Genomic DNA, 14,144 nt, shown 5'->3' on the forward strand with positions numbered 1-14,144 from the left:
ACCCACCGCCTGCGCCGCTTGATCCGCTACCCCAAATTCTCGCTCAAGATCTGGCTGCACCGCATGCTGTTCTGGGGCGGAGCGGTGCTTGTGGCCCTGGCCGCCATGCTGTTCGAACGCACCAGCACCCTGGGCAATCACCTGTTCAGCCAAGCCATCGCCATTCATCCGGCTCTGGCCTTTGTCATCACGCCCCTGGGGCTTGTCGGGGTGTTGTGGTTGACCCGGCGGGTGTTTCCCGGTGCCCAAGGCAGCGGCATCCCCCAGACCATCGCCGCCATGAAGCTTCCGGTCCTGGCCGATCGCAACTCCGTGCTGTCTCTACGCTTGGCGGCCGGCAAGGTGCTGCTGACCAGCCTTGGCCTTTGTGTCGGGGCTTCGGTGGGCCGTGAAGGCCCGACGGTCCAGATCGGCGCCGCCATCATGCATGCCCTGGGGCGCTGGATCCGGCTGCCAATCCAAGAGATCGACCGTACCCTGATTCTGGCCGGCGGCGCCGCCGGAATTGCCGCCGCCTTCAACACCCCTTTGGCCGGAATCGTCTTCGCCATCGAGGAGTTGTCGCGCTCATTCGAGGAGCGCACCAGCGGCACAGTGCTGACCACTGTTATCGTCTCCGGCGTTACCGCCATGGCGGTGGTAGGCAACTACACGTATTTCGGCCGTACCGATGCGGTCTTGGATTTGGCGGCGGCCTGGCGGCCGGTGTTGATCTGCGGCATCTGCGGCGGATTGCTGGGCGGCCTGTTCGCCCGCATCTTGATCGCCGTCACGCTGGGGCTGCCCGGTCGGGCAGGCCAATGGGTCAAGGACCATCCCTTTGTCTTCGCCTCCCTCTGCGGCCTGGGCATGGCCGTTCTGGGCATGAGCTCCGGCAACAGCATCTACGGCACCGGCTACGAGGAGGCCAAGGGGCTGATCGAGGGCAAGAGTGAGTTGAGCGCCAGCTTTGGCCTGATGAAGCTGGCCGCCACCATGCTGTCTTATGTCAGCGGCATTCCTGGCGGCGTCTTCGCCCCATCGCTGGCGGTCGGAGCGGGCCTCGGCGCCAATCTGGTGCCGTGGCTCCCGGGCGCTCCCATCGGCGCCCTGGCGATTCTGGGGATGGTTGGGTACTTCACCGGCGTGGTACAGGCGCCCATCACCGCCGTGGTCATCGTCATGGAGATGACCAGCAGCCAGTCGCTGACCCTGCCCCTGATGGCGGCGGCGGTGATCGCCTACGGCGTGTCGCGGCTGGTTTGCCCCAATCCCATGTATCGCACCCTGGCCGAGGCGTTCATCGAGCGGGGAATCCGACGCGAGCCCCGAATGGACAGGGTCTAGCCATTCGCTTTAAACGGCGCCGGAGCCGGTCCAACCTTCCAGGAGTGGCTCGATCCTCCCCCCGATCGCCTATTTGCACCCGCCGATGGAGCCCTCGGCGCAGACGCGGCCGTTGATCCAGGTGGCACCGGAGAGGTCCGCGCCCTGAAGCGAGGCCTTCAACAGATTGGCGCCGCTCAGATTGGCCCCACGAAGGGATGCCTTGGTCAAGGTGGCGCCGCTCAAATTCGCTTCCGCCAGATTGGCATTGCTCAGATTCGCCGCATGCAGATGAACGCGCTTCAGGTTGGCCTTGGCCAGATTGGCGCGGGTCAGATTGACGATCTGCATGGAGGAATCGCTGAGGTCGGCACCGGCCAAATTCGCTTCATCCATGCGGGCGGTATCGTAATTGCCGCTGTGAAGGTCTTTGCCGGCAAGACTTGCCTTGCGAAGCTCACCGAAGGCGCACTGGTTCTCCGGTTCCGGCTTGCAGCTCGGGTTGACTACGCCCCTGTCATTGGCGAAGGCGGAATTCGCCAGGATCATACCGACGATGCCAACAGTACCGATGTAACCAGAGATTCTCATGATTGTGATCTTTCCTCGATAGAAGAGAGCGGACCACTATACGAAGCCGAGATGACATGACGCCGCCATGTGAATTACTATTTTGTAACCACATTAGAGCATCATAAATTAAATATCTATACTGTTGGCTAGAACGTGCCCGTGTTGATCAGCCGATGGGTGACGATACTGGCCACATAGCCCGCCGCCACCGCCCAGCTCCATTTCAGGTGTGAGCCGAAGGTATAGACGCCCCGCGCCTGGCCCATCAGCGCCACCCCGGCGGCGGAGCCGATGGACAGGAGCGAGCCGCCTACACCGGCGGTCAGGGTGATCAGCAGCCACTGCCCGAGCGGCATGTCGGGCTGCATGGTCAGGACCGCGAACATCAGCGGGATATTGTCCAGGATGGCCGACAGAAGGCCGATGATGACGTTGGCCGCCGTGGCGCCCAGCTGGCCGTAGAGCAGGTTGGACATCACCGACAGATAGCCCAGCACGCCCAGCGCACCGACACACATCATCACACCGTAAAAGAACAGCAGCGTGTCCCACTCCACGCGGGCGATCTTGCGGAACACGTCGAAGGGGTTCTCGGTGGAGGCTCCCCGGCGGCCATGGGTCTTTTGCAGGTAATAGCCCAGCAGCAACAGATAGCCCAACCCGGTCATCATGCCGATCACCGGCGGCAAATGCAGATAGTTATGGAAGCAGATGGCGGTGATGATGGTCAGGGCGAACAGGACCGGGACGCCCCAAGCGCCGGGCTTCAGCTTCACCACATCGTCACTGGCCTCCGGCCGGCCGCCGGGCAGTGCCAGATGCATCAGGGCGGCGGGCACCACGAAGTTGACCACCGACGGCAGGAACAAGAGAAAGAACTCGTTGAACTGAACCACACCCTTTTGCCAGACCATCAGGGTGGTGATGTCGCCGAAGGGGCTGAAGGCGCCACCGGCATTGGCGGCGACCACAATATTGACGCAGCCCATGGCGACGAAGCGGGGTGAATCCTTGCCCACCGCCAGCACCACGGCGCACATGACCAGGGCGGTGGTCAGATTGTCGGCCACGGGCGAGATGAAGAAAGCCAGGGTGCCCGTCAGCCAGAACAGGGCGCGGTAGCCAAAGCCCGAGCGGACCAGCCAGGCCCTGAGCGCGTCGAACACGCGGCGTTCCTCCAGCGAGTTCACATAGGTCATGGCTGCCAGCAGGAACAGCATCAGCTCGGCATATTCCAGGAAGACGTGGCGTATCGGCACCTCCAGTGCGTGTGGAAGGCCCTGGGCGTTGAAGGCCAGAGCGATCATCACCCACAGGATCCCTGCCGCCACCACCACCGGAATGGATTTGCGCAGATGGGTGGTTTCCTCGGTGATCACCAAGGCATAGGCGAAGACGAACACCGCCACGGCGGCAAGTCCGACCCAATGGCCGGTCAGATCGGGCAGGTGTTCGGTCAAATATTTTCTCCTTGGGCCTCGGTCATGACCACCCGGTTGCGGCCTTCACGCTTGGCACGGTAAAGGGCCTCGTCGGCCAGTTTCAGTGCGTCGTCCACACTGTGGGTGCCGACCACGGCGCCCACGCTGACAGTCACGGACAATTCTTGCCCGCCCTGGTTCAGTTTTCCCTTCTCCACCGCCTGGCGGATGCGTTCCGCGGCGATCTGGGCACCTTTTTGCGCCGTTTCCGGCATCAGCACCGCGAATTCTTCGCCCCCCATGCGGCCAAAGACGTCCACCTGCCGCAGGCACTTGGCGACCACAGCGACGAATAGACGCAGAACTTCGTCTCCCGTGTCGTGGCCGTGGCGGTCATTGATCCGCTTGAAGTGGTCGATATCCAACATCATCACGGTCATGGGGTGGCCATAGCGCTTGGCGGATTCCGTCAGAGCCTTGCCGCGCTCCAGGCAGGCGCGGCGGTTGAGAATACCGGTCAAGGGATCGGTGGTCGCCAGAATTTCCAGCTGGCGTTCGAATTCGGCACGCTCCACGGCATAACGGCCGAAGACCTCGAACCACAGGACGATGACCGCGCCGGCAATGCCCGACAGCCAGGCCGAAGGGATGATCGGCACCTCCCGGTGCCAAACCACATTGTCGAAGGCGTCGAACAGATTGGCGAGGCCAAGGGCCAGCAGAGTCGCGATACCGCCCAGCATCATCAGCAGGCGGCCATTGCGGGCCCGGCACCGCGCCGTGCATACCATCAGCCGCACCGATACCACAAAGGCGGCCAGGGCGACGGCCACGATCAGGCTGGCATAGAGGTATTCCAGCCCGGCCGGCGGCATCAGAAAGCGTCCTCCCAATTCCTGGACAGCCGCATGGCGCAGTTGATCAGCCCGACCATGGAATAGGTCTGGGGGAAATTACCCCACAATTCACCGCTGCGTGGGTCGATATCCTCGGATAGCAGCCCCAGCGGATTACGACGCGCCAGCACCGTCTCGAACAGGGCGCGGGCCTCGTCGTGCCGCCCCAGGGCGGCCAGAGCGTCGATATACCAGAAGACGCAGATGAGGAAGGCGGTCGAAGGGCGGCCGAAATCGTCCTCGGCCACATAGCGATAAAGGAAGTCGCCGGTGCGCAAGGTGCCGGCGACGGCATCCACCGTGGCGGCGAAGCGCGGGTCGTCGGCGGCCAGGAAATCCACTTCGTGGAGCAGAAGAAGGGTAGCGTCTAACTCGTCGCCGTCGAAGGTGGAGGCGAAGCAGCCCTTTTCAGCATTCCAGGCCCGCTGGCAGATGATGGCGTGCAGGCGGTCGGCCTCGCGGCGCCAGTAGATGGCGCGGTCGGTCTGGCCGATATGGCGCGCGATCTTGGCCAGGCGATCGCAGGCGGCCCAGCACATCACGGACGAGAAGGTGTGGACCGAGGCGATGGTGCGCAACTCCCACGGCCCCGCGTCGGGCTTGTCGAACACCGCGACGGCGCGATTGCCCAGGCGCTCCAACTGCTCGAACAGGGCGGCATTGCCCGGATGGGCAAGGCGCTGGTCGAAGAAGGCATGGGTCGAGGCCAGCACCACGCTGCCATAGACGTCGTTCTGGATCTGGATATGGGCCTGATTGCCCACCCGCACCGGCCCGAAGTCCCGATACCCGGCCAGATGGGGAATGGTGATCTCGTCGATGGAGGTGTCGCGGGTGATGCCGTAGACCGGCCGCAACTCCCCGTCCTGGGCTTCCTCGACGATGTCGTTGATGAAGCGCAGGTAGTCCTCCATGGTCCGGGTGACGCCGAGACGGTTCAGGGCATGGATGACGAAATAGGCGTCGCGCAGCCAGCAGAAGCGGTAATCCCAGTTACGCTGGGTCTCGGGCGCTTCCGGGATGGAGGTGGTGAGCGCCGCGACGATGGCGCCGGTTTCCTCGAAATTGCACAGCTTCAGGGTGATGGCCGCACGGATCACCGCGTCCTGCCACTCGAAGGGAATGGACAGCGAGCGGACCCAACTGCGCCAATGGTCCAGCGTCCGCTCGAACAGGTCGCGGGCCGTGGTCTCCACCCCGGCCTGAAGGCTTTCGTCACTGCCCAGCAGCATGTCGATGGGCCGGTCAAGGACGAAGGGCCGTTCCTCAGTGATGTAGGAGACCGGCGCATTGGTGGTCAGGCGCAGCGTCTGGGCGGGCGACACATAGCGCAGATGATTGCTGCCCCGGGTGAGCTGGGGCTTCAGCCCGCCATTCTCGAAACCGGGCCGCAGCCGCACCAGCACCCGCGGCCGCCCCTGGATCGCCCTGATCCGCCGGACGATCATGGGCGGGCGGAAGATGCGCTCGTACAAGGCGAAGCGAGGCGCGAAATCCACCACCTCGGCAATACCGCCATGATGGTCATAAAGCGTCGTGCGCAGGATGGCCGAATTTGGAAGGTAAGCCTGTTCCGAATGAAGCTGGTCGACCAGTTCGATGGAGAACATTCCATCGCCCTTTCCTTCGTTAAGTAGGGCATGAAACACCGCGTCACCGTCCATGCGGGGGAAACACCCCCAGACGATGGTGGCTTGCGCGTCCACCAGGGCTGCAATGTTGCAATTGCCGATGACGCCGAGATCAAGGGTGCTCATGGTCTTGGTGTCCTCCTATTGCGGTATCGAGTCCGTTCAGCCAATGGCGCATGGCCCGGGGATCGGGAAAGCGGAACAGCGCCTGGGTCGTTGGGCTGTCACCCACATGAATGGACAGTCCGCCCATGGCGTTGACGGTGATAAAACCGCTTTCATCGGTCACATCATCGCCGGCGAAGACCGGCCGCCGACCGGCATAGGGGGGTAGTCGCATGAAGCGCTCGATGGCCAGGCCCTTGCTGTTTCCGGCGGGAATGATCTCCATCACCGATTTTCCCTCCAGCAGGTCGAGGCCATGCGCATCCGTTGCGACGGCGGCTGCGGCCAGGGTACGGACGGCGGCTTTCTGCTCGGGAGCGGCGCGGAAATGGAGCGCCAGGGACTGGCTTTTGCGCTCCATCATGACGCCGGGAAGCCTGCGCCGGGCGGCCTCGATCCCTGCGACAAGGCCGTCGGGCCAGGGCGGCGGCGGAGTGAACCTCTGGCCGCCCAGGCGCCATTCCGCGCCGTGACAGCCCACCGCATCCCATGGGCCGGGAAAGAGACTGTCGATACTGTCGAGAGACCGGCCGCTGACCAGGGCAAAGGCGCCTCCCAAGGCGCGGGCCAGGGAGTCAAGCACTTGCGGCAACCCTTCGGGAATGACCACCCCGTCGGGAGTGGGCGCCAGGTCAAGCAAGGTCCCGTCGATATCCAGGAACAAGGCCCACCCGGCCTGGTCCGCCGAGAGAGGAAGGCCACCCATCATGTGTTCCCCACCATGATGGCGCCCTGGGTCACCGCTTCGATGCGATATTCGATATGACGGCGCTTGCGCATGCGGGCGGCATCCAGCAGCATCCGGCCCGCCCAGAAGTAGATGTTGTTCTCTCCCACCATCTCGCGCATCAGCCGCATGCGTTCGCGGCGCTGCACGGCGGGCATGGACAGGCCCGTATGCAGCGCCTCGCCCATGGCCTGGACGTCATAGGGATTGACGATCAGCGCCTCCAGCAATTCGCGCGACGCCCCGGCAAAGGTGGACAGCACCAGCACGCCGTCCTCGTCGTCCCGGGCGGCGACGAATTCCTTGGCCACCAGATTCATGCCGTCGTGCAGGCTGGACACCAGACAGACATCGGCGGCGCGGAACAGGGTGAACACGTCCTCGGGCTCATGATGTTTGGGCACCAGGATGATCGGCACCCAGCCGTTGCGGCCGAAGCATGCATTGACATCGGCGGCAGCCCTTTCCGCCTCGACCTGGGTGTCGCGATAGGCGGCAAGGCGCGAGCGCGTCGGCGCGGCGATCTGCAGCAGAGTGAAGCGGCCGATCCATTCGGGATGGGCGGCCAGCAGGCTGCCCACCGCATGGAAGCGGTCGGCAATGCCTTTGGTGTAATCGAACCGTTCGACGCCCACCGCCAATTTGGTCTCGGGGGCGATGCCGTATTTGTGCCGCACGCTCTCGCGGCACTTTTCGGCGGGCGGCTGGCTGGCCAGGGCGCTGGGCGGCCATTCGATGGATATGGGATAGGGGCGCACCAGGGTAGTGCTGTTTCCGGCCCGCACCGTGCTGTGTTCACGGTCGATATGGCTTTCCAGGAAGCGGTCCACCGAATCCAGGAAATTGATGCAGTGGAACTGGGTGTGGAAGCCCAGGATGGACGAGCCCAACAGTCCCGACAGAATCTCCTCCTTCCATGGACAGATGCCGAAGACCTCGGGATTGGGCCAGGGAATGTGCCAGAAGGTGATGATGGTCGCCTCGGGCAGGCGTTCCCGCACCATCCTGGGCAGCAGGGCGAAGTGGTAATCCTGGACCAGGACCACCGGATTGGGCGTTTTGGCCTCGGCCACCACGGCATCGGCGAACTTGCGGTTGACCGCCACGTATTGCTCCCAGTCCGCCGCGCGGAAGCTGGGCCGCACGAAGGCGATATGACAGAGCGGCCACATGCCCTCATTGGCGAAGCCGTAGTAATAGCCGTCCTGTTCCTCGTCCGACAGCCACAGGCGGCGAAGGGTATAGGCGGGCGCGTCCGGCGGCACCTGAAGATGATCGTTCTCGTCGACCATGGACGGGTCGGCCGAGCCGCTGCCATGGGCGATCCAGGTGCCGCCGCAGGCCCGCATGATGGGTTCCAGCGCCGTCACCAGACCGCTGGCCGGGCGTTGCAGCACCACCTTGCCGTCCTCGAGATTGTGGATGTAGGGCTCGCGGTTGGAGATGACCATCACCTCGGCCCCGGGCAACTCGTCGCGCAACACGCTGCGCAGGCTGTCAGGGCTCCAATCCACCCGGATGGCTTCGGTCAGGACGCGCGGCGTGTCGAGATCGCGCAGGATCTTGCGCATCTCGCGCACCAGCGGCTCCACATCTGACGAAAGGGCGGAATCGTCCTTGCCGTCGCTGTTCCCCGCCAATCCCTTGCGCACCGCCTTGATCCAGCCGCGAAGCGTCAGCCGGGCGACCACCACGGTCACGCCCGCCGCCCCCAATCCCAGCAGGGCGAGAAAGCCCGCGAGATAAAGCTCGGCGCTGTCGCTGCGCCGTTCGATGAAGCGCAAATCGTGGAGAATGACCAGGCGGCCGAGATAGGTGTTGTCAGCGGCCAGGGCGAAGGTTGCGACCAGGACCGGCCCGCCGTCGATGTGCTGGACGGCGAAGGCATGGTTCAGGACGGGTGCCGGGGGACAGGCCAGGGCTTTCGGCCATGCCGTGGACCTCTGGGCCAACTGCCCATCGGGCGTGCACAGGCCCAGGGCGAGCAGGCGCTCGTCCTGGGTGATGTGCTTGAACAGGGCGTCGATCTTGCGGTCGGCCTTGGCCAGGACCAGCCCGGTCACCGATTCCTGGACCGAGTTGAACACCAGCTGCGAGCGCATCTCCACGTCGGCGCGGAACCAACGCTCCACCAGCGAGCCGACCAGCGGCGCTCCGCCCCAGGCGATGCCGCCGAGCACGAGGAGAAGGGGGAGGACGAACCGGATTGCCATTCGCATGGATGTTCTCCTCTATGGACCTGTAGCGGGGCAAGCGCCCGTGGGGCAGGAAGTGATATGGGAGACGGCAACCAACTCCCACAGGGTGCCTTGGGTTTTGTTCAGCTTCTCCTTGCTCGTCGCGGCGAAGGTCAGCATGCCGGAAAGGCGAACCCGCTTGCCCACCAGGGCGATGGGCGCCCCGTTGGCGTCCACGCGGCCCTCCACCAATCTGGCTGGCACGGTCGCCACGACAGCGTGACGAAAACTGAAACGCCCCTTCAGAGAGGACGGCTTCTTGGGCAGCAAGCGGAGACGGTAGCTGCGCTCAACCCGGGCTCCGCATCGCGATACCGTCGGGCGGATGGAAATCGCGCGGATGAGGTATCCCTCGGTCACGACGACCAGCCCCTCAACCTTCGGGTCGGGCTTGTTCGGCAGCGCCTGAATGTCCTTCAAGGCCATGACGCGAGCTTGAATATTCGGTTGAGGGGCTATCGATGGAGGGCAGACGATGACCTTCGCAGATGCTGCACCGGTCGCCATCGCCATCGAAACGATGAGGACGCCCGTGCCCATGCGCCTTGCGGCCCGACCTCCCAGCCATTTCGTCATAAATTCCAGCCACATGGCACCCTCCGCTACCGCCGGGACGTGACGAAAGTCCGACAGGGGTGGATCAAATCTGGTGGCCGAGTTGGCGGAGTGTGGGCAGGGGCTGCTTCAGCCCATACCCTTTCCTTAGTGTTCCAGCGGCTTTCCGGATGGTCCTGGCTGCCCGAATGCATGCCTGCCTCCACAAATCAATCTTTCTGAACAACGTTATTTGAAAGATCGATTGTGGCGAGATGATGGTGGGCCAGTCAGCCAGCAGCCGTATCTGCGATTCAGTCAGAGGTCCGCTTTGGAAGAATAGTCCGGACGAGTTGAATGACCGAGATGGGCGCGGAGCCGTCATCAATGGGCCGAAAGCGGACTGGCCGGTCTCGAAAATAGGATCGGCAATATCGGTCGTTGCGTCGGACATGGATTTCAGAAAGGCCAACACCGCTGTTGATCAAGGGGGGCGTTGGGCTGGCTGCTTTCGGGTGCGCATGTTTGTTCATTGGGATCCGGGTACTGCCCCTTTCAGGCGATTCCACTCGATCCGGCGTCGGCGCCAATGCTCTCCGATGGCCTGCGTAAAGTCGGGCCGCACCAGTTTGGCGCGCGCCTCCAGCCAGTCGCGGGTTTCATTGCGGATCACGACGCCTTCCATCGGACCCGTGCGAACCCGGCTGGGTTCGCCAATGACCATCTGCTTCAGTTCGGTAAGATTGCTCCGTCCCACCCCGATCAGGGGGACCACCGCCAGCCCAAGACGCGCAGCCAACGCATTGCGCCGGGGGGTCGACCAGAACCTGGCTTCCCTCTTGTCATAGACGTCGAACACCAGGAACCAGTCGGGCAATTGGTCATAGGTTAAGGAATGGCGCGCGGCGCACCATTCTCCGAACAGGATCTCGCCGTGCCCAAGTTTGGCAGCAAGTTGATCCCGGTGGAGGCCCAGCCAAGCGTTAGCCTTGTCAAATTGACCGGAATACGGAGGAACCAGATATTGCCCTCGGTTCTGCAAACGCAGCCCCCCATCCGGTCCCACCGACAGCCCCAAATTCGCCCCATCAAGCTTTTCCTCTATCACCACCTCGCGGGCCAGAAGTGCATCGGCCTCTGACCCAGACAGGACCTTGTCGTCTCGGGTAAAGCCGGTGCCAAGGCCGACGAGGTGGGGAATGCGGGGAAAACGAAAAAACGCGCTCATACACCAAACTTGTTCTTGTGGAACTTTTGAATATCGTCCGGGCACAGGAACTCCACGACGATCCCGTGTTGCGTCAAAGCTGGTGCCCAGTCGAGCCATTTCGAGTCTGCCGCCTGCAGGATCGGCGGCTGCTCGGCGTGGGCGCCCGCGACTGCGACAAATACTCGGTCGGGGGCATCGAAGGTGGCCAGCGCGCGATTGTCGGGGAAACTGTCGAAGCCCCGGTCCTCATGCTCTCGGATGACCACAAGATCCACGAACTGGGCCTTCATCCTATTATTCAATGCCCATTTGACAAAAGCATCGCCCGGCCGATTGCCCGTCTTTGGCTGCGTCTTGTTTTGATACTCTGTCAAAATCCGGAATTGATCGTCCAGGACGAGCCTACCCTGGCGCATCAAAGCCTGCAACGCCAGGGCGCAGGCCGCCACGCAATCCAGCGACACGTCGTGGTGCTGGCCGTTCGCGACCAGGACGACATTGGTGTCCACCACCCGAGCCGCCGCACTCACTTACGCGACGCCTTCTTTAGCTGATTGGCTGCTGCCACTGTCCGTGCGGTGAGATCGGCCATTTCGTCGCCGAAGAAATTCTCCGGCCAATTTTCGATGTCGCCCAGGAGGTTAAGACTGAGCGGTTCCATTTCGGTCGCGCTCCCCGCCCGCTTACAGAAATAGACGGCCACATCGTCGGGTGTGAGCATGCCCTCGGCGACCCGCCGTTGGAGACGGTTCAGGAAATGCTCGGAATGGCTTTCAATGATGAGTTGGATATTACGGTCCTGGCCGCCTTCGCGCGCCTTGATCGCTGCAATAAACACATCGGCCAGTTCCGCCTGGACCTGGGGATGGAGGTGGATCTCCGGCTGCTCCATCCAGACGGTCGAATGGGCGGGGCAATAGAACGCTTGGACCAGTGCGGGAAGCACCTGCGAGACCCCGAACCCGACATCGGTAATCTTAACTTCCGGTGCTTTGGTATGAGTCTTGATTAGGACCTCGTATTCCTTGCGCCCTTCCGCCACGGGTTTCAACACGAAACTGTGTATTACACCCAGCTCCTTCAGCCACTTGGCAATACATTCGGCGAAGGGCTCTCTCGGTTTTCCCCGTCCCCAGTTAAAACTTCGCCCCTCGTTTTGGGCGGAAAGGATCGCGGCGACCGCGTATTCGCCCAACTGGCCAACGTCCTCGGGGCGATCACCTGACCATTGGTAAAGCCGTTGTGGATGCTTGCGCAATGGACCGAGATAGCTGATGCTGTTCAGCATCGTCTCGGTTGCCAGTGCGAAATCAGCCAAGAAGCCGGCGTTCTGGTAGCGGGCCATGGTAACTTCGGGAATACGATAGAATTTCTCCGGCTCGGCCAACGGCCAAATTCGGCCCGTGGCTCTCACGAACTTATAAGAATCCGACTCCAGCTTGAATTTACCGTCCGCCTTCCGGGCGTTGGTAACATCCAGAACAATGTCATCATCCTCTATCAGGTCATAGCGGAGGGATCGCATTACCGGTTGGCCCGACTTCTCGGCTGCCACAGAAACTTGTAAGCCCAGCTTAGTACCAAAATAGCGTTTCCTGGTGAGGGGATCGCGAAACCCCAGTCCTGTGGGCAGAGACCACCTCAAATCGCACTCAAGCGTCTGGGAAAGATCGTGGGCGTAAAGGCAGTCGGCGAAGGTCCCAAGGTCGATTAGGGTGGTCGCGTCGCCAAGATTGAGGGCACGCTTCCGGTCGGCCGACAACGCTGTCTGTTTCAACGCCAACAGCAAATGGCCCAGGCTGCTCTTGCCAGCGCTGTTGGCGCCAAAGATCACGGTCAGTGGCGCCAACCGTATCTCGCCAGTGTCCCTCCATGACTTGAAGTTTCGAATGCGAAGGGAAGTGAGCATGGCGGTTCCTTGCGTCAAATGCGCTGGGCAATTACCCGACGGACACTCTTCCAAAGAACGGTGAGTGTGGAAACCAAAGAATCGGTTTGCTTGTGGTGAATTTACAGTTCCAGCTATACGGCCCCTCGGTATCGATCTTCAAGAGTTCGAGAATCGAGACATCGCCAGCGATGCTTATTTCGACCGGCTTGGCCAAGATGTGACTGAAAATGATCGCGATTTTGTCGTCGTCCCCACGTGGGACAAGGACGGGGGGCTCGATTCCCAGGCCAAGATCGCCCGGAATAATCCTGAAGTGGGGAAGGAGAAGCTCGTTCAGCAAATTAAATCGGCGTCCGCTTTTGCGACTAGGCGCGGATTCTCCGAACGTCCAACATGGGCGCAAAGCCGACATCAAATCTCCAACTGGCGCCCGTCGGCGTTAGGATGTGTTCGGTAGTTATTTCCAAAATATTCCAAATAATTTCAGACACATATTACCTCTCCGATAGCAACCGACGCCCTGCCTTCCTGACGGATGCAGGGCGTCTCACTTTTGGAGGGAACGATGATGACAGGAGGGATTCTGTCCTCGCCCGAAATGGGCGAACTCCCCCCTCACATAAGACAGGAACGACCATGATCGACGTGAACAATGTGGAATCCTTCCTCGATGCCCTGGCTCGCCAGGGCATCGACATCCCTGCGGAATACCGGACCCAAATATCGTCGCGGCTCAACGACATCATCCAGTACGAACCGATGGTCGGGGTCTTCGGCAAGACCGGGGCGGGCAAGTCCAGCCTGTGCAATGCCCTGTTCGGCAGGGACATATGCCCGATCAGCGACATTGCCGCCTGCACCCGCACGCCCCAACAGGTCAGGCTCAACCTTGTGGGCAGGGGCATGACCCTGCTCGACGTTCCCGGCGTGGGTGAGAGCGAAGATCGTGACGCCGAATATGACGCGCTCTATCGGCAATGGCTGCCCAAGCTCGATCTGGTGCTGTGGATCGTCAAGGCCGATGATCGCGCCCTGGCCGTGGACCAGGATTTCTTCAAACGGCTGGTCAGGCCGTATCTGGATGTGGGCAAGCCCTTCTTCGTGGTCCTCAGCCAAGTGGACAAGATCGAACCGTTCCGGGAATGGGACGAAAAGGCGCATCAACCCGGCTCCCGCCAAGCGGCCAATATCGAGGAAAAATGCCGCGTGGTGGCGGGGTTCTTCGGCCTGCCTCCCGGTCAGGTTCTGGCCGCTTCCGCCGCAGAGAAATACGGTCTGGTGGAACTGGTGGACGGCATCGTTCACGCCCTGCCTGCCGAAAAGCGGGTCGGCGTGTTGCGCGAGGTACAGAAGGAATACCGTTCGAAAAAAGCAAAGAGGGATGCGGAAAAGGGGATTCTCGACGTGATCGTCGAGGTCGCCGGAACGGCGCTTGCCAAAGCGGTCGATTGGGTTGCCGGTAAGATCGGCAGCATCTTCAGCGGCTGGTGGTGACGACAATGGCCCAGACCATCATATCCGTACTGGCCCGCAGCAACGGCATCACGCTGTAGC

At 62.1% G+C, this 14,144-nt stretch carries 12 protein-coding genes; 2 read left to right on the forward strand and 10 right to left on the reverse strand.

Translation table 11 applies throughout. The features are described from left to right. The first annotated feature begins 18 nt into the window (after window positions 1-18). Window positions 19-1,326, forward strand: coding sequence for a chloride channel protein (locus CP958_RS07010; protein ID WP_242442787.1), 1,308 nt, complete (start codon window positions 19-21; stop codon window positions 1,324-1,326). Window positions 1,327-1,395: 69 nt separating this feature from the next. Here the strand turns inward: CP958_RS07010 and CP958_RS07015 are convergent, their stop codons facing one another. The 10 genes from CP958_RS07015 to CP958_RS07060 form a co-directional block, all read right to left on the reverse strand. Next, a complete protein-coding gene (locus CP958_RS07015; protein WP_096701268.1) occupies window positions 1,396-1,896 on the reverse strand; it encodes a pentapeptide repeat-containing protein in 501 nt (166 codons plus the stop codon). A gap of 128 nt (window positions 1,897-2,024) precedes the next feature. After that, window positions 2,025-3,338 carry a sodium:proton antiporter NhaD gene (nhaD, locus tag CP958_RS07020; protein ID WP_096701269.1) on the reverse strand — a complete coding sequence of 438 codons (1,314 nt, stop codon included), beginning with the start codon at window positions 3,336-3,338 and terminating at the stop codon, window positions 2,025-2,027. After that, a complete protein-coding gene (locus tag CP958_RS07025) occupies window positions 3,335-4,174 on the reverse strand; it encodes a GGDEF domain-containing protein (RefSeq protein ID WP_096701270.1) in 840 nt (279 codons plus the stop codon). The genes nhaD and CP958_RS07025 overlap by 4 nt, the downstream gene beginning before the upstream one ends. Next, the gene (locus tag CP958_RS07030) at window positions 4,174-5,952 is read right to left on the reverse strand and encodes a glycoside hydrolase family 15 protein (protein WP_096701271.1); all 1,779 of its coding nucleotides are present in this window, start codon (window positions 5,950-5,952) and stop codon (window positions 4,174-4,176) included. Before CP958_RS07030 ends, CP958_RS07025 begins: the two co-directional genes overlap by 1 nt. Beyond that, complete coding sequence (gene otsB, locus CP958_RS07035) at window positions 5,939-6,655, reverse strand: trehalose-phosphatase (RefSeq protein WP_242442788.1); 717 nt, start codon at window positions 6,653-6,655, stop codon at window positions 5,939-5,941. The genes CP958_RS07030 and otsB overlap by 14 nt, the downstream gene beginning before the upstream one ends. 41 nt (window positions 6,656-6,696) lie before the next feature. Then, window positions 6,697-8,937 carry a trehalose-6-phosphate synthase gene (locus CP958_RS07040; RefSeq protein ID WP_170958874.1) on the reverse strand — a complete coding sequence of 747 codons (2,241 nt, stop codon included), beginning with the start codon at window positions 8,935-8,937 and terminating at the stop codon, window positions 6,697-6,699. A gap of 12 nt (window positions 8,938-8,949) precedes the next feature. Then, window positions 8,950-9,546: a hypothetical protein gene (locus CP958_RS07045; protein WP_141400445.1), complete on the reverse strand. Its 597-nt coding sequence runs from the start codon at window positions 9,544-9,546 to the stop codon at window positions 8,950-8,952. A gap of 472 nt (window positions 9,547-10,018) precedes the next feature. Next, entirely contained in the window at window positions 10,019-10,717 is a 699-nt protein-coding gene (locus CP958_RS07050; protein WP_096701274.1) for an RNA ligase family protein, read from the reverse strand. Beyond that, the gene (locus CP958_RS07055) at window positions 10,714-11,208 is read right to left on the reverse strand and encodes a hypothetical protein (RefSeq protein WP_242442789.1); all 495 of its coding nucleotides are present in this window, start codon (window positions 11,206-11,208) and stop codon (window positions 10,714-10,716) included. Before CP958_RS07055 ends, CP958_RS07050 begins: the two co-directional genes overlap by 4 nt. Before the next feature lie 17 nt (window positions 11,209-11,225). After that, window positions 11,226-12,548 carry a DUF3696 domain-containing protein gene (locus tag CP958_RS07060; RefSeq protein ID WP_242442790.1) on the reverse strand — a complete coding sequence of 441 codons (1,323 nt, stop codon included), beginning with the start codon at window positions 12,546-12,548 and terminating at the stop codon, window positions 11,226-11,228. A 678-nt stretch (window positions 12,549-13,226) separates the two neighbouring features. Here CP958_RS07060 and CP958_RS07070 point away from each other — a divergent pair. After that, on the forward strand, window positions 13,227-14,084 hold the full coding sequence (locus CP958_RS07070) for a GTPase (protein WP_096701278.1): 858 nt from the start codon (window positions 13,227-13,229) through the stop codon (window positions 14,082-14,084). Window positions 14,085-14,144: the final 60 nt, after the last annotated feature.

Source organism: Magnetospirillum sp. 15-1 (assembly GCF_900184795.1).
In the GTDB taxonomy this organism is placed as follows: domain Bacteria; phylum Pseudomonadota; class Alphaproteobacteria; order Rhodospirillales; family Magnetospirillaceae; genus Phaeospirillum.

Coding starts and splice junctions, on each gene's coding strand:
- CP958_RS07025 (WP_096701270.1), bottom strand. CDS start 4,174: ATGCCGCCGGCCGGGCTGGAATACCTCTATGCCAGCCTGATCGTGGCC.
- CP958_RS07030 (WP_096701271.1), bottom strand. CDS start 5,952: ATGAGCACCCTTGATCTCGGCGTCATCGGCAATTGCAACATTGCAGCC.
- CP958_RS07040 (WP_170958874.1), bottom strand. CDS start 8,937: ATGCGAATGGCAATCCGGTTCGTCCTCCCCCTTCTCCTCGTGCTCGGC.
- CP958_RS07070 (WP_096701278.1), top strand. CDS start 13,227: ATGATCGACGTGAACAATGTGGAATCCTTCCTCGATGCCCTGGCTCGC.
- CP958_RS07050 (WP_096701274.1), bottom strand. CDS start 10,717: ATGAGCGCGTTTTTTCGTTTTCCCCGCATTCCCCACCTCGTCGGCCTT.
- CP958_RS07015 (WP_096701268.1), bottom strand. CDS start 1,896: ATGAGAATCTCTGGTTACATCGGTACTGTTGGCATCGTCGGTATGATC.
- CP958_RS07045 (WP_141400445.1), bottom strand. CDS start 9,546: ATGTGGCTGGAATTTATGACGAAATGGCTGGGAGGTCGGGCCGCAAGG.